Origin of the sequence: Clostridium sp., from assembly GCF_050717535.1 — a bacterium.
Lineage (GTDB): Bacteria > Bacillota > Clostridia > Clostridiales > Clostridiaceae > Clostridium_AD.
This window is the reverse complement of the sequence record NZ_JBOITM010000080.1, coordinates 44,896-66,039: the sequence shown is the minus strand read 5'-3', so window position 1 is coordinate 66,039 and position 21,144 is coordinate 44,896. Positions and strand designations below refer to the sequence as shown.

At 30.9% G+C, this 21,144-nt stretch carries 17 protein-coding genes; 3 read left to right on the top strand and 14 right to left on the bottom strand.

Annotated elements, in window-relative coordinates; all coding sequences use genetic code 11:
- Positions 1 to 65: 65 nt before the first annotated feature.
- The 10 genes from cysS to ACREVU_RS16345 form a co-directional block, all read right to left on the bottom strand.
- On the bottom strand, positions 66 to 1,472 hold the full coding sequence (gene cysS / locus ACREVU_RS16390) for a cysteine--tRNA ligase (protein ID WP_431552674.1): 1,407 nt from the start codon (positions 1,470 to 1,472) through the stop codon (positions 66 to 68).
- A gap of 368 nt (positions 1,473 to 1,840) precedes the next feature.
- Positions 1,841 to 1,999 (bottom strand): hypothetical protein, encoded by a 159-nt coding sequence (locus tag ACREVU_RS16385; RefSeq protein WP_431552695.1) that lies wholly within the window; start codon positions 1,997 to 1,999, stop codon positions 1,841 to 1,843.
- A 45-nt stretch (positions 2,000 to 2,044) separates the two neighbouring features.
- Positions 2,045 to 2,893 (bottom strand): phosphatase PAP2 family protein, encoded by an 849-nt coding sequence (locus ACREVU_RS16380; RefSeq protein WP_431552673.1) that lies wholly within the window; start codon positions 2,891 to 2,893, stop codon positions 2,045 to 2,047.
- Between the two features lie 173 nt (positions 2,894 to 3,066).
- Positions 3,067 to 4,587, bottom strand: coding sequence for a hypothetical protein (locus tag ACREVU_RS16375; protein WP_431552672.1), 1,521 nt, complete (start codon positions 4,585 to 4,587; stop codon positions 3,067 to 3,069).
- 36 nt (positions 4,588 to 4,623) lie between these two features.
- On the bottom strand, positions 4,624 to 6,006 hold the full coding sequence (locus tag ACREVU_RS16370; RefSeq protein WP_431552671.1) for a sensor histidine kinase: 1,383 nt from the start codon (positions 6,004 to 6,006) through the stop codon (positions 4,624 to 4,626).
- On the bottom strand, positions 6,007 to 6,693 hold the full coding sequence (locus ACREVU_RS16365; RefSeq protein ID WP_431552670.1) for a response regulator transcription factor: 687 nt from the start codon (positions 6,691 to 6,693) through the stop codon (positions 6,007 to 6,009).
- A gap of 178 nt (positions 6,694 to 6,871) precedes the next feature.
- Positions 6,872 to 7,201 (bottom strand): hypothetical protein, encoded by a 330-nt coding sequence (locus tag ACREVU_RS16360; protein ID WP_431552669.1) that lies wholly within the window; start codon positions 7,199 to 7,201, stop codon positions 6,872 to 6,874.
- Positions 7,202 to 7,333: 132 nt separating this feature from the next.
- Positions 7,334 to 8,074: an elongation factor P 5-aminopentanone reductase gene (gene ymfI / locus ACREVU_RS16355; protein ID WP_431552668.1), complete on the bottom strand. Its 741-nt coding sequence runs from the start codon at positions 8,072 to 8,074 to the stop codon at positions 7,334 to 7,336.
- Positions 8,075 to 8,117: 43 nt separating this feature from the next.
- Positions 8,118 to 8,720: an SHOCT domain-containing protein gene (locus ACREVU_RS16350; protein ID WP_431552667.1), complete on the bottom strand. Its 603-nt coding sequence runs from the start codon at positions 8,718 to 8,720 to the stop codon at positions 8,118 to 8,120.
- Positions 8,721 to 9,004: 284 nt separating this feature from the next.
- A complete protein-coding gene (locus tag ACREVU_RS16345) occupies positions 9,005 to 9,907 on the bottom strand; it encodes a Gfo/Idh/MocA family protein (RefSeq protein WP_431552666.1) in 903 nt (300 codons plus the stop codon).
- Between the two features lie 327 nt (positions 9,908 to 10,234).
- Here ACREVU_RS16345 and ACREVU_RS16340 point away from each other — a divergent pair, with 327 nt between their 5' ends.
- The 3 genes from ACREVU_RS16340 to tkt all read left to right on the top strand — a co-directional run bounded on the left by ACREVU_RS16340 (position 10,235) and on the right by tkt (position 14,620).
- Entirely contained in the window at positions 10,235 to 10,951 is a 717-nt protein-coding gene (locus ACREVU_RS16340) for a YesL family protein (RefSeq protein ID WP_431552665.1), read from the top strand.
- A 200-nt stretch (positions 10,952 to 11,151) separates the two neighbouring features.
- On the top strand, positions 11,152 to 12,498 hold the full coding sequence (locus ACREVU_RS16335) for a chloride channel protein (RefSeq protein WP_431552664.1): 1,347 nt from the start codon (positions 11,152 to 11,154) through the stop codon (positions 12,496 to 12,498).
- Between the two features lie 130 nt (positions 12,499 to 12,628).
- Positions 12,629 to 14,620, top strand: a complete 1,992-nt coding sequence (tkt, locus tag ACREVU_RS16330) for a transketolase (protein ID WP_431552663.1) — start codon at positions 12,629 to 12,631, stop codon at positions 14,618 to 14,620.
- 140 nt (positions 14,621 to 14,760) lie between these two features.
- On the opposite strand, the gene ACREVU_RS16325 is transcribed toward tkt, so the two are convergent.
- Genes ACREVU_RS16325 through ACREVU_RS16310 form a run of 4 tightly spaced genes read right to left on the bottom strand, consistent with a single transcriptional unit; the run spans position 14,761 to position 21,047 of the window.
- On the bottom strand, positions 14,761 to 16,020 hold the full coding sequence (locus tag ACREVU_RS16325; RefSeq protein WP_431552662.1) for a zinc-binding dehydrogenase: 1,260 nt from the start codon (positions 16,018 to 16,020) through the stop codon (positions 14,761 to 14,763).
- 25 nt (positions 16,021 to 16,045) lie between these two features.
- On the bottom strand, positions 16,046 to 16,975 hold the full coding sequence (gene pfkB, locus ACREVU_RS16320) for a 1-phosphofructokinase (RefSeq protein WP_431552661.1): 930 nt from the start codon (positions 16,973 to 16,975) through the stop codon (positions 16,046 to 16,048).
- Between the two features lie 23 nt (positions 16,976 to 16,998).
- Positions 16,999 to 18,909 carry a PTS mannitol transporter subunit IICBA gene (locus ACREVU_RS16315; protein WP_431552660.1) on the bottom strand — a complete coding sequence of 637 codons (1,911 nt, stop codon included), beginning with the start codon at positions 18,907 to 18,909 and terminating at the stop codon, positions 16,999 to 17,001.
- A 14-nt stretch (positions 18,910 to 18,923) separates the two neighbouring features.
- Positions 18,924 to 21,047, bottom strand: a complete 2,124-nt coding sequence (locus tag ACREVU_RS16310; RefSeq protein WP_431552659.1) for a BglG family transcription antiterminator — start codon at positions 21,045 to 21,047, stop codon at positions 18,924 to 18,926.
- Positions 21,048 to 21,144: the final 97 nt, after the last annotated feature.

The following is a 21,144-nucleotide window of genomic DNA, read 5'->3' as shown; positions in this document are numbered from 1 at the left end:
GCGCTTTATTAATTCATACTTAGCCACATCTAAATCAGCTAGAATACCAGCTTATTTAAATATATCTATTTAGTTTTCCAAGTTGTTCCTTCTTTAGTGTCCAGAAGTTCAATATTCATAGCTATAAATTCATTTCTTATTTCATCTGCTCTTGCCCAATTTTTACTAGCTCTTGCGTCAGCTCTCTCGATTATAAGCTTATTTATAAGTTTTTCATCTACATGTGGATCTTCATTCTCCACTGTCATAAGGTCTAAAGAGAATACCTTATCGAAATCTTCTACAAGTATAGATTTTTCCTTATTACTAAGTTCTTCATCTTTTAGAACATCAAAGAGTACAGTAAAAGCATTTGCTATATTTAAATCATCACTGATATAAGATGTGAATTTTTCTTTATACTCTGCAATTTTTTCATCACTTACTACATCATTTTTATCCACAGCAATTAAAACAGTGGCAATTCTATCTTTAAGTTTTCTAAGTCCCTTTTTAGCATCCGTTAAACTTTCAAAACTAAACACTAGTTGCTTTCTATATTTAGATAGAAGACAAAAATATCTATAATCAAGAGGTGTATAACCTTCTTCTTCAAGTTTTGATACTGTTAAGAACTCCCCAGTAGATTTTGACATCTTACCACTATCTAATACTAAAAACTCTCCATGCATCCAGTATTTTACCCATTTATGTCCTAGTGCCCCTTCAGATTGAGCTATTTCATTAGTATGATGTACAGCAATATGATCTATTCCTCCACAATGAATATCTAAATATTCACCAATATATTTAATAGACATTGCAGAACATTCTAAATGCCATCCTGGAAATCCTCTACCCCATGGTGACTCCCACTGCATAATTTGATTAGAAAATTTAGAATTTGTAAACCATAATACAAAATCAAGTGGATTTTTCTTATTAGGGTCTATCTCAACTCTACTTCCTGCTTTAAGTTCATCTATACTAATATTTGCAAGTTTAGTGTAATCTGAAAATTTATCAATTTCAAAATATACATTACCATTAGAAACATAAGTATAACCTTTTTCTTCAAGTTTCTTTATAAGGTCTATCATATCTTGAATATGATCTGTTGCTCTACATACAATAGTTGGTCTTTTTATATTAAGCTTTTTACAATCTTCAAAAAAAGAGTCTTCATAAAACTTAGCTATCTCCCATACAGTTTTATGCTCACGGCTTGCGCCCAAGGCCATCTTATCTTCACCTTCGTCTCCATCTGATTGAAGATGCCCAACGTCAGTTACATTCATTACATGTTTAACTTTATAATTTACATACTCTAAGGATTTCTTAAGTACATCTTCAAAAATATATGTCCTTAAATTACCTATATGTGCATAATTATACACTGTAGGTCCACATGTGTACATCCCTACCTTACCTTCTTTATAAGGTATAAATTCATCTTTATTTCTAGTCAAAGTATTATAAACATAAAAACTCAATATATTCACTCCTTTTTAAATAGTATAATAGCAGCTACTACTTTGTAGTAACTTACACTAATAATTAAACTTCTGCATTTAAAAATATAAAAAGCCACAGGCATACTGCAGCTTTAAATCATAAACAACCACAGACTTTTACCTGGGATTAACTATCTAGAATTTATATATGTTATTATTTTTTAAAATAATAACATATATAAATTCTAACATAATATTGTGATAATGCAATAAATTATGAGAACTTTTTTTATTTCTTAGGTAATTATATGACTTATGCCTAATAATTAACTCATTAGAGGCTATGTTTAATTTACAGGCCTGTATAAAAAACAGGAGTAAATAAGTTTTATTTACTCCTGTTTTTCTTATTTTCTATTGGTAGACTGTTTTTTATTTGTAGCATTGTTATTTTTTGCAGTTTCTCTAGTTATTGGAGTATCATAGTTACTTTTAACTAATCTAGAAAATTTATTATCAGGTTGACTATCTTTAGGCATAAAAACATCTCCCTTTTCTATATTCATACCTATAGGTTCTTCTATTTCTAAAATTATATTCTTTTTATTTTTTTAAAATTCGATGCTTCCACGAAATCTTTTGAATATGCAAGGTGCTCCAATGGTAATCCACAATCCAACTACAAAATATCTAAAAAAATCAGCAAGAATATTAATAGGTAAAATTTTCTTTAATATGAATTTTAAAGTTATGAGTACAGTTAATCCAAACAATAATTTTATTAGCTGTTTTATCTTAGTATTTCTAACATCATACTGCACATACTTTGACTCTAGTACATATCCAATATAGAACCCCAAAACTGTTCCTGATATTGTGTAATAAGTCTTTTCTCTAAGAAAAATCATCCCAATAAGCATGGGCACAACAATTATCATTAATACCCAAGTTTTTTTAGTTGATTCAGCATATTCAAAAATATAATTTGAAATAAAAACCCATATAGTTCCAACTATCATTCCACCAATTACATCTATTGGATAATGCACCCCAAGATACATCCTAGAAAATGCGACTAAAATGATTGCTATGGTTCCAAATATATAAATCCATTTTCTTTTCAACTGAACCATCCATGAAACCCAAAAGGTAGATGTTCCTTGGGTATGTCCACTTGGAAAAGATTGTCCTGTAGCAGTTTGAACTCTTAGTGATCTTATCCCTATAACTCCTATAGGTCTTGATGCATTTACTAAATTTTTTAACACAGTATTTACAATTGTTCCTGTCAATAACGCAAACCCTAATTTATACCCAAACTTTTTATTTACACACCAAAATATTATGGCTGCTGCAATAATATAAAAATACTCTTCCCCAGTCATTGTAACTATTTGAAAGAATACATCCAAAAATGGTGATGTTATAGATTGTATAAATTTGATAATTTCTATTTGCATTTTGTATGTCCCCCTTATCTACTGTGTAAAGCTTTTATACTGCATGGTATTCTTCAAAAGTGTAATAAACTCCTTTATATTTCCTGGTAATTTTTATAAAATAGTTAATTTTTAAAATTTCATTTGCATTAATTGTAATCATAGAATACTTTTTATAAATAATTGTGAATATACTATTTCCCTTTTATTTTCTTTACTGCATCAGACCAAATTTTAACGTAATCATCCGTGGCCCATTGTGCCATAACCGATATCTCTGAACTTTTAAGTTGGAGCTCTTTTAGTGGTGATTCTCCTAAAGCATTATTTTTTATAGCATAAACTAATAATTTTGATTTTGTTAGCACAACTACAATATCCTTATTAGGGGAAGTATATCCATCTACTGCATTGGGTACCTTTTGTTTTATAACCTCCCATGATGGAAATATTGAATCATAGTTCACTAAATTATCAGGGGCTTTATTAGGAAGATTAAAGTCCACATACTCATTTTTTACAGATGGATTTAAATAGTCCAATCTTCCACGTAATAACCATTTCCCATTTTCTCTAAAAAGTCCAAAATTTGTTGGTGATGGAGTATCTTTCAATAAATTTTTATCTCTTTCTGGTATAGTCCTTAAATATGATTTTGCACCAGAATTTAGACCTTCCATTCCCTTTTCTCCTAACACTTTTGATGCAGAAATCGGGACTTCTGACCCAGTGTATATTGTGTCAAGTGGAACCACTTCCAATGAATGAGCCTCTGTTGTTTGCTTATCATCATTTGCAGCACTTGCCATATCTCTTTCATAACACACATAATCGTTTCCAACAAAATTAATGCTTTTAAAATCATAATAGTATTCACTATTAACTTTTATTTTTTCTGTTTTAATTTCATTTTCTACGGGAGATGCTATTAAGAAATCCCTACCATAATTATTAGTAATTTCTCTCTTAACCTGGAGTTTCCAAAATCCAGTTCTCCTTGGAACAAATAAAAATGGCAGTTCTAATATTGGCTGAATTGACCCATCATTGTTAATCCATAATGTTCTATATATAGGTTCCAATATTGGTCTATTTTTATTATCATAGGGCAATTTAGAATCAACAGTTTTATAATATTTCAACCCCAATAAAAGACCAGATTGATGCTTCTTTACATATGGTTCTAATTTACTATAGGGTAACTGCTTTTCATTTTTAATATCATCTATGCTTATTTTGTTTTCATTAGCTTGTTTTGAAAGAAAGAAAAATACACCATCCTTTATTAAAACGATCTTACTATCATCAATTTTTATAATATCTCTAAAATAATTTTGATTAGAAGTAATAGTAATAATCTTAATTTCATTTTGATTTATACGAAGATCTTCCATATAAGATTTGTAATTGTTATATAAATATGTCTTTGTATCAACACTTTTAATTTTAAATTCAGGTTTTTCACACTTATCATCTGGCAGAACAATTTTTTGTTCTGCAAAATAAGCTTTTTTTCCAATCCACTCCTTTGCTTCCTCTTCAAGCATTTTAGATACAGCTGAATAAGCATAGCTCTCAACCTTCCAAACACCAACTATTGGTAGAGGCACTTTAGGCGGGATTACTCTGCTTGATGTTGATAAATCAACATTACTACAGGCTGTTAAATTTATAAGTACTATTACTAAAATAAATAGTGATAATATTTTTTTCATAACTTTTCTCCCTTGCATAGAATAAATGCTTTCATCTTATATTGGAATAATTATGCATACTTCCGTTCCTTTGCCAAGCACACTAGTAATATGAAGTTTACCTTCGTGAAGCTTAATAATTTCGTCGCATATAGAAAGTCCTATACCATTTTTAGAATTAGCATTCTTACCTTTGAAAAACTTTTCTTTTACCCTTGGTAATTCATCTTTTGGTATGCCACATCCTGTATCTATTATTTGAATAACAATATTATCGCCTTCTAAATTAGCTCTTATACTTACATTCCCTCCATCAGGTGTAAATTTAAAGGCATTATCCAAAACATTTATAAACACTTGTTTTAATCTGTTTTTATCTACAAATATTTTAGGTAAATCTTCATCTATAACTAAATTAAGATGGATATTCTCCTTTAAAGCCCTAGGTATGGTCTGCTTTTTAATATTATTTAACACATCCTTTATATCAACAAAATCCCTTTTTATAGATACTTTTCCTGAGGATAATTTAGAAAAATCAAGCAAGTCCTCAACTAAAAAAGTTAATCTATCAGATTCTTGTTCTATAATTTCAAGTCCTTCTTTCAGTTCTTCTACATCCTCTAGTTCACTAGAATTTAAAACAATAGACCATCCTTTTATAGATGTTAATGGAGTTCTGAGCTCATGTGAAACAGAAGCAATAAATTCATCCTTCATTCTTTCACTTTTCAATATTTCCTCTGTCATATAATTCAAGGTTTTTGCAAGTTGCCCCAATTCATCATCTGAATTTATTTTGATTTTCTCAATGAAATTACCACTGGCCATTTTTTCCGCACCATTCATTATTTTTTTTATAGGACTTGTAATAAGACTAGAAATAAATAAGCTTACTATTCCAGAAAGTATAATAACTACTCCCCCAGTAATTAAGAAAAATCTAGATAGCTGATAAATATCCTCATCAATCTTCTTAAGTGAAGTTATAAATCTCAATACACCATTTATTTTTCCATTATAAAATAATGGATATGCTACTGTCATAACTCCCTCATTTTCATATTTTTGTCTATCAATTATGCTACCGATTTTTCCAGCCGAGGCTTCTATAAAATCATTACTCTCCAATTTTCCTGCTGGCATTACTCCTAAGGAATCCATAATTACAAATCCATTTAAATCTATAATTTGAACTTCCGCATTAATCTTCTCATAAAACACATCTACATTATTAGCTACATTCTCTTTCACATTTGCTGATGCTAAATATGTATTATAAAAGCTAGTGGATAACATTAACTGATTGGATAAATTTGACTCTACATTTTTATAATAGTATTTCCGAGTTCCTGCTATTAAAAATCCCTCTACAATTATGACAGTAATCAATATAACCAATAAATAACTTCCAACAAGCTTTGTTCTTATGGAGCTCACTTAAGACTCCCCCCATCTATACCCTGTACCCCAAACTGTTTCTATATAATGAGGCTCTGATGGATCTTTTTCAACTTTGCTTCTAAGTCTTCTAATATTCACATCAACTATTTTAGTATCTCCTATATACTCATATCCCCAAATTACATTTAAAAGTTCATCTCTACTCAATGCTTTACTAGGATTTTGTATAAACATTTTCATAAGCAAAAATTCTTTTGGAGTTAAATCTAATTCTATATCATTTTTGAAGATTTTCTTTGAATATAAATCAATTCTAAATTCTCGTGAATTAATAAAATTCGATTGTTCTTTATTTTTATGATTCATTCGCCTTAAGAGGGAATTGATTCTTGCAATAAGTTCTAATGGATTAAAGGGCTTAACCATATAGTCATCTGCACCAAATTCTAGTCCCATTATCTTATCCATATCTTGACCTCTGGCTGTTAAAATGATTATTCCAATGTTTTCATTTTGCTTTTTTAATTTTTCACAAAGTTCAAACCCATTCATACCAGGTAGCATAATGTCTAATATAACAAGGTCTGGATTTTCCTGAAGTATTTTTTGCAAACCTTCTTCTGCCGATCCAGCTTCAAAAACTTCAAATTTTTTTCTCTTTAAACTAATTTTAATAAACTTCCTAATAGACTCTTCGTCTTCGACTATTAATATTCTGCTCATTGCTGACCCCCAATCAAGCTATTACTAAAATTATATCAAATATTGCTATAAGTTATAAGGGCTTTATAAATTAAAGTAAAGTGCCTATAAAAATAAACAAGCAAAAAACCAATCTAAGATATAGACTGGTCTCTAAAATGTCCTTTATAAACATACTATAACTTTAATAGAATATGCCTTATTCTACTTTTTCATAATCCACATCAATAACAGTGCTATCTTCATAATTAATATCAATGGAATCTGCTGTAAATGTGTCATTGCTAGATATATCAGATTTTATTGTAGCATCGTTTTTCGTCCTTATTTTATATATATAACTTTTAATTGTTTTTACTAGTTTAAACCCATACCATGCTAAAACTCCGAAAACAGCAATAAAAAATAAGGCTCTAATAACAAAGATAGCTATATAAGGTATTGTGACTACTAAAATAATAAAAATACCAATAGATATTGCTGATTTCATTAACTTTGAAATTATGTTTTTGCCCTTTGTATATTCCATGATAATATTTTCCTTCTTTCATTTTATAGTATTTATTTTCTAAGTGATAACATAATTATATCATATAAATGGAGTCAAATATTAACTGTACCTTAAGAAAGTATTAATAATTTATTAATTTATTTAAAGCGGCTATTGCATTCCCCCATCTATTGTTATTACTTGTCCCGTAATATATTTTGAATTTTCACTGGCTAAAAAAGTTACAAGCATACCAACGTCACAAACTTCTCCAAACTTCATCATAGGTATCTCAGCTGTTAAGGATTTACGATCTTCACTGCTGAGCCAAGCATTCATTTCTGTATCTATAACCCCTGGAGCTATGGCATTAACCCTAATATTTGAAGGTGCCAGTTCCTTAGCTAGTGCCTTTGTAAAAGAATTAATCGCTCCTTTAGATGCTGAGTAAATCACTTCACAAGAAGCACCTACATTCCCCCACATGGAAGATATATTTATTATGATTCCACTCTTTTGCTTTATCATTTCTTTTACTACACTATGAGAACAATTAATGGTACCCTTAAGATTTACATTTATAATATTATCCCATTCAACTGGCGACGCATCCATAAATAACCCTACCTTTGAGATACCTGCATTATTTATCAAGATATCTATTTTACCTAGTTTTTCAAGGGTAGTTTTTATCATATCCTTTGAAAATTCATAATCACTTACATCACCTTTGATTTTTATGGCATAAGCCCCTATTTCTTTAATTTCCTGCAGCGTTTTTTCAGCTGCTTCATCATTACTTTTATAATTTATAACTACACAAGCCCCAGCTTTCGCTAGTTCTATAGCAATACCTTTTCCAATTCCTCTAGATCCCCCTGTAACTATAGCTACCTTACCTTTTAAATTCATATATATCTCCTAACTTATAATTTTTCTTTATAATATTCTTTTTTTACATTTTTAATAGAAGTTCTTTTTTCTTTTGATTAAACTCATCTAAAGAAAGGGCTCCCTTTTCTACTAACTCAAACAACTTATTTATTTGCTCTGGTATATCTATAGCTCTATCGCCCTCATTAAAGGACCTAGATTCAGGTATATACTTAAGCTCTTGCAATAAAGACTTTGGGTTATCTTGATTATACTGTGCTCTAGCTTTTACAATTGAAGTCGCCCCCAAAGCTGCCATTTTAGATTCTATAGTTTTCTCTAATTCAATATTGTTCTCTATATAGTTTATTTTTAAGAAAAAATGAACTTTTCGTAGAAAATTTAAATCACCAATTAGAGGTATTTTATTATCAATAACATGATTTGAAAGTTCTTCATCAGTTTTAACTTCAACTTTTTTTATGCTTTGAATTGGTATAAAAAAATATTCAGAGTCTATTGTAGTGTTATATAAAATTCCAAAATTATTTATTAATATATTGGCATTAAAAGCACATTTAATATTAGCAATAGATTTACCACCTTCATTAAATTTTCTAATACAAGTTTCTTTGTCTTCATGGGCTTTTTTTGTGTCTTTCCATACTTTATATAGTGATTTCATAATAATAGCTCACCTCAATATTATTATCATTCTATTAAAAGTATTTTGCAACAATTAATTAAAAATTTTAGATTTTAAAACTATGATTAAAACAAGTTTAGTTGTCCTGTGAAAGCTTCAAGAGATTTCAAAATTCTAACTCCTAATGAAGAAAATAAACTAAAAATATTAACTAAGTAAATTAAACCATTATTACCCCTGCATTAAGATTATTTGTAATATCCAGCAATTAGTATAAAACAGACCATATTTCCAATAGAAATATGGTCTGTTCTCTTTTAAAATTATTTTGTTATCATCATTACAATCTTTTCACAAATATCATGTGTAATTAGTGAATCTGAAATAGATGGGTTTGGTGTTATATTATTCTCAACACAATTTAAAAAATGATCTACTATTTGATAAAATCCACGTTTATATAATGTAGGCTCCCAATCACCAAATTTTGATGTAGTCTTTTCTTTATTATGAAACTCAGTGGTTTCTACAAAATTTTCTACCACATATTTATTTTCAGCTGTCATATATTCTATTATTTCCTCAGTAACACCATTGTTTCTATTCATAATTCCAATAGCAGTGCATTCTTCAGAAGTTAATTGAATAACTACATTATGAAGTAAGTTATCTTTCTCTAAATGGCGAACTTTAATATCTTTGACCTCACTGTCCATTAAAAACCGAAGAGTATCGACAACATGTACAAAATCTTCAACAATAGCACGTCTTGTGTAATCTGGAAATTGAAATCTATTTTTCTGAATAATAATGATATCTGCTTTACCATGTTCTTTTAGTTCTTTTATCATAGGAGCGAACCTTCTATTAAATCCTACCATAGCAACTAAACCCTTTTCCTTGGCTAGAGTTACTAGCTTTTGAGTTTCATTAAAATTTAAGGATATGGGTTTATCTATATATACATTAATTCCGTTTGTAAGAAGCTTTTCTGCTATTTGAAAATGTGCCTCTGTGGCAGTACTAACAAAAGCCGCATCTATGCCCTTTTTTATTAAATCATCTATGGTTTGAACATATTGATTAATTCTATATTTTTTTGATAACTTCTTAAGTGTGTCCATATTCCTGGTACAGAGTATTAGCTCTATATTTTCTTTTTGGGTTAGAACGGGTAAGTATCCCTTTTGCGCTATATCTCCAAGTCCAATAATTCCGACCTTCATTTTTAACATCCCCCTATCTAGTTATATCCAATAATTTGTATCACTGTATAATTCAATAATAAAACAATATAATTATAAGTGCAATGATAAATAATCATTTATTATATCATGTGACTTCATGGGATGTTTAAAATAGTAGGTGAATAGTTACAAAATCCTGTTATGTTTTTTATATCTTCTACCTATTTGCATTTCACACAATTTATGTTACATTTTAAGTAGTTTAAAAAATTTACTTTATTAATATTTATTTAGATTTACTTACTTATATACTTGATTAAATCTTATTTAGATAGTAGCATTTCATAAATGCAATTGGAGGATAAAATGGCTAAAACAAACAGAGAATTTGGTGAAGGACCTATTCACACCATAACTAACTACATATTTTGGTTTTTCCTGGGCAATCTATATTTTTGCCTTCTCAATATTCCACTACTTTTCATATTGCTTGTGATTCTCTCTAATGGTGGGCAACAAATACCACCCTGGTTTGTTTCTGTTATTATTTTATGTTGTATTCCAGTAGGACCTGCCGCCACTGCACTACTTAGTGTAATGGGAAAACTCATCAGAGAAAAAGACATCAGTATTACAAAAGATTTTTTTAAAGCTTATAAAGCCAATTTTTTTCAGTCATTATTTTTTTGGACTTTAGAAATAATTCTGATAGGTATACTTTTTATTGATTCTAAATTTTTTATTTCAAAGGGTTACCCTCAGATTTTAATTTCCCTTATTTTTATAATTATTACACTTATTTTTTTAATAAGTCTTTATGTATACCCAATAATATCAAGATTTTATTTAGGTTGGAAAGATGTTCTTAAAACTGCAGGGTACTACTCCATTAAAAAAATTCATATTACACTATTAAATTTAGCTAGCTTTATAGTTGTAGGCTTTGTACTTTTTAAAGTGTCTACATTTATATTAGTATTTGCATCAAGTATTATCTGTTATTTGCTAATGTTTTACCAACAAAAAATACTACTAGAAATTGAAGACAAGATTAAAAAAAATATTGAGAATATTCAAGAATAAAGAATATTATAAAACTAAAAACATAAAACTATAAGCAGGGGGCGAGTAGATACTATTTAACAAATTTAAAATAGTATCTACTCGTTATGTTAAGTTTTTTTCATTTCTACCTCTATGTGTGCTAAAATATAAAGTATGAGACAATTACATAATATACTTTAGACTCATCAATATTAATGTAAAACAGAAAGAGGGTTGAAATGGATAAAAAAATCAAAAGTTACTATAAGGAGCAATCTATTTTCTTTATAAGTGCAATAAAATGGATATGTATATCAACTTTCATTGGCATTATTGTAGGAACTGTGGTTGCGCTTTTTATTAAGCTAGTCTCCTTTGGAGTTAGCTATGTATCTAATATAAATTACTATTATCTTTTCCTCCCAATAGCCTTATTTTTAAGTTCTTTTATAATAATAAAATTTGCCCCGGATGCAAAAGGTCACGGAACAGAAAAGGCAATTGAAACTGTTCATAAAAATTCAGGAAGAAGCGACTTTAAAATTGTTCCCATTAAACTTGTTTCCACACTAATCACTATAATTTTTGGTGGTTCAGTAGGAATGGAAGGCCCCGGAACTCAGATAGGAAGTGGAATTGCCTCCCTTGTAGGTAAGCTTTTTAAAATGGATGACATCGATACAAAAAGACTTGTAGTCTGTGGGATAAGTGCAGGTTTTGTTGCAGTTTTTGGTGCACCCATTGGCGCGGCAATATTTGCAGCTGAAGTTTTATACATTGGTAAAATTTCATATGTATCCCTCCTACCATCTGTTATAGCATCTTATGCCAGCTATTTTACAGGACTATATATAGGGACTAGTGCTTTAAGTTTCTCAATAGCATTTGTACCTAAATATCGTATAACAATGTTTTTGAAGATAATTGCATTTGGTATATTCATAGGAATTGCTGCAAGATTTTTTATCGCCTTTGTTAATTTTGTAGAAAAATTGTTTGAGAAAATAAAATTTTATAACCCACTTAAGGGTATAGTCGGAGGATTAATTATTATTGTATTTGTTCTTCTTGTTGGATCTAATGACTACATTGGCATAGGAGAAGAGGTTTTACATAGGGCTATGGCAGGTGAGAAACTGAATGGTTTTTCATCACTATTCAAGATGTTTACCACAGCTATAACACTATCAAGTGGGGGAAGCGGCGGAATTTTAACACCTATGCTTTACATAGGTAGTTCTCTTGGAAATACCTGGGCTACTATTTTCAACCAAAATATAGCTTTTTTTTCTGCTATAGGTATGGCAGCGTTTTTCGGTTGTTGTGCTAATACACCTATCGCTGCTATTATAATAGCCTTAGAACTATTTGGGCATTCTACAGGTATATATACATCTATAGCCTGTGTAGTTGCATATTTAATTATGGGCCATACAAGTATTTATCCAACACAAATTCTTGTCACAAGTAAAACTCCATCAATTAAATATGATGAAAGCAAAGAACTAAGTGATTCTACAAGTATAGATGTTGTCTTAAAGTATAATTTTCAAAAAAAACTGTTTGGTGATAAAGATAAGGAATAATTATCTTTATCAAAAAGATAAGTTCTTGCAATCTACAGAATAATCTTTTATATTTATATAAGACATACATTTATTATAAGTTAATTTTAAAAGTTCAAAAATAACATATATAAATAAGGAGGAAATTAAATTGAGTAAAATTGAACAATTAACCGTAGATACTATAAGGATTTTATCCGCAGAGGCAATACAAAAGGCAAATTCAGGACATCCGGGGCTTCCCCTTGGAGTGGCACCAATGGCTTACACATTATGGTCAAAACATATGAAGCACAACCCTAAAAATTCAAAATGGCAAGATAGAGATAGATTTATATTATCCGCAGGACATGGATCAATGCTTGAATATTCACTTCTCCATCTTTTTGGATATGGTTTAACTATTGAAGATATAAAGAATTTCAGACAATTCGGAAGCTTAACACCTGGTCATCCTGAGTATGGTCATACAACAGGCGTTGAAGTTACCACTGGCCCTTTAGGTCAAGGAATTGCTAATGCAGTAGGTATGGCAATAGCTGAAAGCCATCTTGCAGCAAAATTCAATACAAGTGAACATGCTATTGTAGATCATTATACCTTTGCTATTTGTGGTGATGGTGACAATATGGAAGGGATCTCTGGAGAAGCAGCATCTCTTGCAGGTACCTTGGGCCTTTCTAAACTTATTGTAATGTATGACTCAAATAGTATATCTATTGAAGGAAGTACAGATATAGCATTTACAGAAGATGTAGGAAAAAGATTTGATGCCTATGGATGGCAGGTTTTATATGTAGAAGATGGCAATAATATGGAAGCAATAAGTAATGCCCTTGAAACTGCAAAACTTGAACTAAATAAGCCTTCCTTTATTGTAGTGAAAACTATTATAGGATTTGGTTGTGCTAAAAAACAAGGTACCGCATCAGCACATGGCGAACCTCTTGGAGAAGCCAATATAATAGAGATGAAAAAATGCTTAGGCTGGAGTGAAGAACCTTTTACAGTTCCAACGCAAGTAACTAAACATATGGAAAACATAAAATCAGAACTTGCAAAAAAAGAAGAAGATTGGAACATACTTTACACTCAATATAAAGAAAAGAATCCTGAACTTGCTAGTGAATATGAATCATGGCAAAGTGGCGAACTTTCTACTGATTTACTTAAGGTAGAAGAAATGTGGAAGTTTGAAGGCAAAGCTGCAACAAGAAACTCTTCTGGCGCAATAATAAACATATTAGCTAAATATGTACCAAACCTTATAGGAGGTTCAGCAGATCTTGCTCCCTCTAATAAAACGTATATGAAAGGCATGGGCAACTTTTCTGTCGACGATAGAAATGGATCTAATCTTCATTTTGGAGTAAGAGAACATGCCATGGCAGCTATAGCAAATGGCATCTATGTCCATGGTGGTCTTAAACCTTTTGTTTCGACTTTCTTTGTATTTAGTGATTATATGAAGGGTGCTATGAGATTATCTGCTCTTATGGGTCTTCCAGTAACTTATGTTTTAACTCATGATAGTATCGCAGTTGGTGAAGATGGTCCGACTCATGAACCAATAGAACATCTTGCAGCACTCAGGGCTCTACCAAACTTTAATGTATTTAGACCAGCTGATTCTAAAGAAACAGCAGTTGGATGGTATGTTGCAATGACTTCAAAAACAACACCTACGGCATTAATACTTACAAGGCAGAATCTTCCTTTATATGCAGAGACCTCAATGGAAGCCTTAAAGGGTGCCTATGTATTAAAGACCTATGAAGATAAAGGTAAAAACCCTGATATCATTTTAATGGCTTCTGGTTCTGAGGTAGAATTTATTTATGAGGGTGCCAAAGTATTAAATGAAAAAGGGATAAAGGCTAGAGTAGTAAGCATGCCTTGTTTAGAACTATTTGATGCACAATCGGATGAGTATAAGGAATCTATATTGCCAAAAGCTCTAAGAGTTAGACTGGCAGTGGAGGCAGCTTCTGCTTTGGGTTGGTATAAATATGTTGGTCTAGACGGAGATATAATTTGTATGGATAGATTTGGAGCTTCTGCTCCAGCAGATAAACTATTCAAAGAGTTCGGATTTACAACAGAAAATGTTGTTGATAGAGCGCTTAGACTTCTGAACAAATAAGAAAAAGATGCCACTTGTCACCCACGTGGCAAGTGGCATCTTTATTAAATTATAATTTTTTCATTAAATAAAGATGATATATTCAATATTTTGAATATATCATCTTTATTTATTTTCTCCATAATTTTTTTATTCTTTTACTACATTTTCCAATTTTGCAACAAGTAATTTTCTGCTTCTTCACACCAAAGACCCTTGTTGTTTTTAGTAATTTCCGCCAATTTTTTAAAACGCAGATCTACTTTACCTTTTTCTTCAAACTCATCAATTGCAGTAATATCCATAAATATATTTGTATATATTAATTTTTTACCTGCTGGCGCCTGCGTTAATTTAAGTGTTGCGTCAGCTGCGGCATCAAGTCCTCCAATGTGAGTAACCATAACTGCTGGATTTATAATATTTTTTTCTGTCATTCTTAATGACTCAATCATATCATTTGTATTTCCACCAGTGGTTCCAATAGTATGAGTAGATTGATAATGCACATTGTAAAAATTAAATGTAGCTGAAAACTTAGTATCTGTAGGACCTGCAAAGAAATTTAAGCAGCCATCTCTACCTAATATTTGATCTCCTTGTTCAACCACTGGTTTAACTGGAGAATATACAAATACATCATCAAAACCTGTTCCGCCTGTTAATTCCCTTAAATAGCTAGGAACATCTGCTATATCCTTTGTATTTACAAATATCAATTCTATTCCAGCTTCCTTTGCATCTTCCTTTGTAAATATTGCTCTCGCCCTGTCTAATCTACTTTGTTCTATATCAGTTACTACAATTAGACCAGGCTTTCGTGCGCAATGCATAGCATAATCAATTGCACCTAGACCCATAGGACCAGCAGCAGCGAGCATTGCAAGCTTGCCCCCTTCAACTATTCCCATTTTATGCTCATAACTACCCATTACAGTATGGAAACTCGCATGAAAACCTCCGATAATACAAGACATTGGTTCAGCAAGTGATGCTTCATAATATGCTTTACCATCATAATTTAATAAACAGCCGAGTTCCATTACTTCTTGTGGCATTATTATATAAGTCGCGTCTCCACCACAATATTTATAAGAATATCCTGGTGAATCCATACTTCCTTTATAATTTAATGCTGGTTGCATAGAAAATTTATTTCCAACTTTAAAGTCATTTTTCCATTTTGAACCTACTTGCACTATATCTCCTGCCATTTCATGTCCTACAATTACTGGGTTAACTGCTACATCACTAGGTACTCTCTTATGGTCACTTCCAAGTATTGCTGCTTTATAGGTTGACATACATATACTGTCTGATACTACTTTCACTAGTATTTCATCATCTTTTATTTCAGGTAGTTCAAATTCCTCCATTCTTAAATCTTTTTTACCATATAATCTTACTGCTCTTGTTTTCATATAAATTACCACCTTTGTTTATTTATTATAAATATTCAAATACAACTTGCTTTTCAAGTTCAACTATTGTTTTGATATCACTTGCTTTTGTTCCTTCTGTCATCACATTAGCTGCACCAGTAGCTACAGATAGTTTCACGGTTTCTTCAAAGCTAAGACCCTTTTCGATAGAATATGCAAGAGCTGCAACCATTGAGTCTCCTGCTCCTACTGTGCTTTTAACATCTACTTTAAGTCCATGTGCATATATAGTGTTTTCCTTAGTTACAAAAATTGCTCCCTGGCCTCCTAAAGATACCGCTACAATAATGATACCATATTCCAGCAAACCTTTTGCTATTTCCACGGTTTCTTGTACACCATTTATCTTTTTATTAAACATGCCTTCAAGCTCATCGATATTAGGTTTCACAAGATAAGGTCCAGCTAAAATACCATATTTAAGTAACTCACCATCTGCATCTAATATAGTCTTTGCGCCTTTTTCTTTTGCCTTAGTAATCCAATTACCATAAATCTTTTTATCTACGTTGCTAGGCACGCTTCCTGACAGAATTAGTATATCTTCACTGCTTATATTATTAAAAATTTTATCACTTACCTCATTTAAGTCTTTTAAACTTGCCTGCGGCCCTGCTTCATTAATATCAGTATTGGTGTGATTAATTATGTCTACAATTTTTATATTTGTTCTTGTTTCTCCTTCTGAAAAAACAAAGTCATTTACAATCCTTATCTCATCCAAATATTCTTTTATGAACTGACCCGATTTACCAGAAACAATTCCCATCGCTTTACTCTCAGAACCCAAATTTTTTATTACTTTTGATACATTAATTCCTTTTCCACCAGCATCAATTCTTATGGATGTCACTCTATTAACGTTCCCTACCCTAAAGTTATTTATTTCAATAGTCTTATCAACTGCTGGATTTAAAGTTATAGTTGTAATCATACCTTCACCTCTTTAATTCAAATTTAGCCTTCAGATTTCTCTGTAAATACGTTATAGATGTATTCAACGTCTTTTGTACTCTTTAACATATTAGTAATACTATCATCTTCCCCTTCAATAGCATTGGCAATATTTGAAAGTATTTGTAAATGTTCATTTCCAACCCCAGCAATACCAATTACTAAATAAGCTAGTTCATCTTCAAACATAACACCTTTTGGAAATTGGAGTACTACCATTCCGGTCTTCTTAATATTTTTCTTAGCCTCCCCAACTCCATGTGGGATTGCTACACCACTACCAATATAGGTTGAAAGGTCATCTTCTCTTTGAATCATAGCATCCATATACTCTTCTTCTACGTATCCACTTTCATACAATAGTCTTCCTGCCATTTTTATTGCTGTATATTTATCTGTGCTTTCCAGCCCTAGTTTTATGTTTTTCTTTTGAAGAATTTTATTATCACTCATTTCATTGCTATTTATTTTTGTTTCTATTTTCACATCACTTTTCGTGTCAGTATTGGGTTTTAATCTGCTAGATAAAATCTCAAAGGCTGGGTTATTAAGAAAATCTTTAACTGCTATATGCTCAGCTTTTGGTGCTACACTTCTAGCTCTTGCTGTTAAACTTTCATGAGTAATAACAATTTGAGCATCCGATGGGATAGCTTCGATTGCACAATTCACTACTTCAATGTCATATCCAGCTTTTTTAAATTTAGTTCTTAAAGTAGTTGCTCCCATTGCACTTGAACCCATACCAGCATCACATGCAAATATTACTTTGTTAAAAATTTCAGCTATAACATCACTTGTTTCATCTGTCTTTTTTAATTTTAGACTGCTAGATTTTATTTTTGCTTGTTCGAATTCTTTATCATCTATCTTTTTATTACTACTCTTTATTATAATAGATGATACTAGAAATGAAACCACAGCGCCTACAAGCACACCTGCCAGCACTCCTAAATATCCTCCTTTAGGAGTCATTGCAATTATAGCAATTATACTTCCTGGAGATGCTGCTGCAATTAATCCTGCTCCAAAAATTTGAAAGGTAAATATTCCACTTGCTCCACCACAAATTACTGCTATTATAAGTAGTGGATTCATCAAAACATAAGGAAAGTAAATTTCGTGTATTCCACCTAGAAAGTGAATTATTATTGCTCCAGGCGCTGATTCTTTTACTGCACCTTTTGCGAACATCCAATAGGCTACTAGTACTCCAAGTCCAGGACCTGGATTTGATTCTAATAAGAAAAATACTGATTTTCCCATGGTTTTAATTTCTTGGGCACCTATTGGCACCAAAATTCCATTACCTATTGCATTATTTAGAAACAATATTTTTGCCGGTTCTATAAATATAGCTGCCAGTGGTAATAGCCCTGCTTTTACTATGACTTCCACTGCATTTTTTAGAACACCATTTAACCCTAGTACTAGTGGGCCAATTCCTACAAATGCAACCAATGCTAGAATAGCTCCAAGTATACCCGCCGCATAGTTGTTAATTAGCATTTCAAAACCAGCCGGCACTTTCCCTTCGATAGATTTATCGAATTTCTTTATAACATAACCACCCAGTGGTCCCATTATCATTGCGCCCATGAACATTGGAATATCTGCTCCTACTATAATACCCATAGTTGCAATTGTACCAACTACTCCACCGCGTGTTCCACCTACCATTTTACCACCAGTATAACCTATTAATAGAGGCAGAAGATAGGTTATCATTGGACCAACTAATTTAGCAAAATTAGAATTAGGGCGCCAGCCAGTTGGTATAAATAATGCTGTAATCAATCCCCATGCAATAAATGCACCTATATTGGGAAGTATCATTCCACTTAGAAACCGCCCGAAACTTTGTACTCGTTCATTAGTTTTACCTTTATTTTTTGTATGCGATGTATTATCCATAACTCATACCCCCATTAATTATTTACCTTTTGTCTATAAAATTCTTTTAATATATCATTTAATTCATTAAACGCATTATCGCTGTCTCCATCTTTTAAATACCTAAGGAAATTATCTCTTTCAATTAACATCTTACTTACATACCCAATAACTTCTAGATAAGCTGCGCTACAGTCTTCTGGTGCAAGCAATATAATTCCAATCATAATATGCTCAATATTATTTAAGCCATTTAAAATTTCTAAATTTGATGAAAGCTTTACCACACCAAAATATAGTTCCTTTACTGCGTCAGTTCTACAATGAAGTAATATCATCTCATGTCCTGTTATAACTGTATTTCCTTTTTCTTCTCTATCTCTTAGTGCTCTTATTAATTTTTCTTCAAGTTTTGAATCATGCTCTATTAGCTTACTCACTTCGATTATTAGCTCATCTACACTACTTATTTTATGAATCTCTTTAAAGAAGAAATTCTCTAAGATCTGTATTATTGCTTCACTATATATGTTTAATAAAATCAATTCTTCCTTATATTCCATATTATTTATTTTTTTATTTGAATGAGTAATATTTGCGCTTTCTAAATCTTTTATTTGTTTTGAAATTTTCTCTTTATCTTCCTTAAAAAGTAGTGGGTTTACTCTAACTACTGGTTTAAAACATTTATCTATATCAACTGTAGATATAATAAAATCTATCTCTTTCTCTCTTAGCATGCTCTCTTTGATATGAATTGTAGATATAATATCCACAATTTGAATGTTATCATACTCATTTTTTATCCTTGTTGCAAGAAGTCTTGAAGTTCCCATCCCTGTAGCACACGCAATTGCCACCTTGTAAATAGGCTTGATTATTTTCTCGCTGTTTTCAATTGCAGCTCCTAAATGCATAGCGATAAATGCAATTTCAGCTTCAGGCATTTTTATGCCTATATAATTTTCTACTACCTTAGCACATTTAGTGCTAGTCCTCATTAAATCAGTATAATTAGCCTTAATTTCTTTTAACAGTGGATTTCTAATATCAAGTTTCATTTTTAATCTTGTAATGGCTGTTCCAAGATGATTTACCAGACCATTTAGAAGATGTTCATTATTTCCAAGGAATCTTCCTGTTTCAATCTCTGCGATTTTAATAATTTCCTTGGTTAACTTTACAAGTTCAAAGCTTCCTATTGTTTTATTTTCTGTCTTGTATTTCTCCTTAAAATTTTTAGATCCTTTTATATGCATTGTTATATACCCAATTTCATCCTCTGGTATATCCACCATGAAACATTTTGATATATTGATAGCCAAATCAGATGCAATTAAATACTCCGAGCTTGTTTTAAGTTCTTTTAAGAACTCGCCATTTATAGTTATTTTATCACCTTTCTTTACTCTTTCAATGGCAAGTGCAATATGAACAATTAATCCAACAAAGGCACTATCAACTAGCTTATAATCTCTTTCTTTCTCCATAGTTTCAATTAAAACTTCTATTTTCTTTATTGTCTCATTATCTATTAAATTAAGTAATCTATTACGAGAGGAAACCTTAATGTCTTGTGCTACAACTTCTGAGTTATCTAAATTTTCTCTTATTAAATTTAAAAGCTGGCTTTCATTTGTATTTTCATAGATTAAGCTAACCATAGCTTTTCTTATATGATTTTCTTTACCTTCTACATATACACCTAGTCCTTGTTTTCTAATTAGATTTAAGCTATGCTTTCTAAACCATTCATCTGTTTTTTCTAAATCATTACTAATAGTTGCTTCTGTAACTTTTAGAATTCTAGTAAAATTATATAACTTAACTGGCTCTTGGTTTTGAAGTAGTTCACTTATAATTATATTTTTTCTTTCTAGTGGAGTAAATATTATTTCTCCTTTTTCTCCATTTAATAATTGAATAATAGCTTGTTTCTCTTTAATCGTACCCATTATTTTAATGCCAACTCCAGTTTTTTTATCAAGACTTACTCCATTTTGCTTAAGAAATTTCTCTACCTCAGGGATTTCTCTGCGTACTGTCCTCCCACTAACTTCTAGATCTTTTGCGATTTTTCCTATAGTTATGTAATCATTTTCATTACATATATTTTGCAAGATATTCTTTACGCGTAAATTAATCTTGTAATCCTTCATAAAATTCCTCCAAATTTATTAAAAGATTGTATTAATGTTACTTTGAATTTTTTATTAAAATAATCTTTGAAGTAACTGTTTCTCAATTACTTTAACT

What these genes read in the sequence shown, in the direction of transcription:
- ACREVU_RS16335 (WP_431552664.1), top strand. Translation starts at nt 11,152, where the DNA reads ATGGATAAAAAAATCAAAAGTTACTATAAGGAGCAATCTATTTTCTTT.
- ACREVU_RS16360 (WP_431552669.1), bottom strand. Translation starts at nt 7,201, where the DNA reads ATGGAATATACAAAGGGCAAAAACATAATTTCAAAGTTAATGAAATCA.
- ACREVU_RS16325 (WP_431552662.1), bottom strand. Translation starts at nt 16,020, where the DNA reads ATGAAAACAAGAGCAGTAAGATTATATGGTAAAAAAGATTTAAGAATG.
- pfkB (WP_431552661.1), bottom strand. Translation starts at nt 16,975, where the DNA reads ATGATTACAACTATAACTTTAAATCCAGCAGTTGATAAGACTATTGAA.
- ACREVU_RS16340 (WP_431552665.1), top strand. Translation starts at nt 10,235, where the DNA reads ATGGCTAAAACAAACAGAGAATTTGGTGAAGGACCTATTCACACCATA.
- ACREVU_RS16365 (WP_431552670.1), bottom strand. Translation starts at nt 6,693, where the DNA reads ATGAGCAGAATATTAATAGTCGAAGACGAAGAGTCTATTAGGAAGTTT.
- ACREVU_RS16345 (WP_431552666.1), bottom strand. Translation starts at nt 9,907, where the DNA reads ATGAAGGTCGGAATTATTGGACTTGGAGATATAGCGCAAAAGGGATAC.
- ACREVU_RS16385 (WP_431552695.1), bottom strand. Translation starts at nt 1,999, where the DNA reads ATGAATATAGAAAAGGGAGATGTTTTTATGCCTAAAGATAGTCAACCT.
- ACREVU_RS16375 (WP_431552672.1), bottom strand. Translation starts at nt 4,587, where the DNA reads ATGAAAAAAATATTATCACTATTTATTTTAGTAATAGTACTTATAAAT.
- ACREVU_RS16310 (WP_431552659.1), bottom strand. Translation starts at nt 21,047, where the DNA reads ATGAAGGATTACAAGATTAATTTACGCGTAAAGAATATCTTGCAAAAT.
- ACREVU_RS16380 (WP_431552673.1), bottom strand. Translation starts at nt 2,893, where the DNA reads ATGCAAATAGAAATTATCAAATTTATACAATCTATAACATCACCATTT.
- ACREVU_RS16350 (WP_431552667.1), bottom strand. Translation starts at nt 8,720, where the DNA reads ATGAAATCACTATATAAAGTATGGAAAGACACAAAAAAAGCCCATGAA.
- ACREVU_RS16315 (WP_431552660.1), bottom strand. Translation starts at nt 18,909, where the DNA reads ATGGATAATACATCGCATACAAAAAATAAAGGTAAAACTAATGAACGA.
- ymfI (WP_431552668.1), bottom strand. Translation starts at nt 8,074, where the DNA reads ATGAATTTAAAAGGTAAGGTAGCTATAGTTACAGGGGGATCTAGAGGA.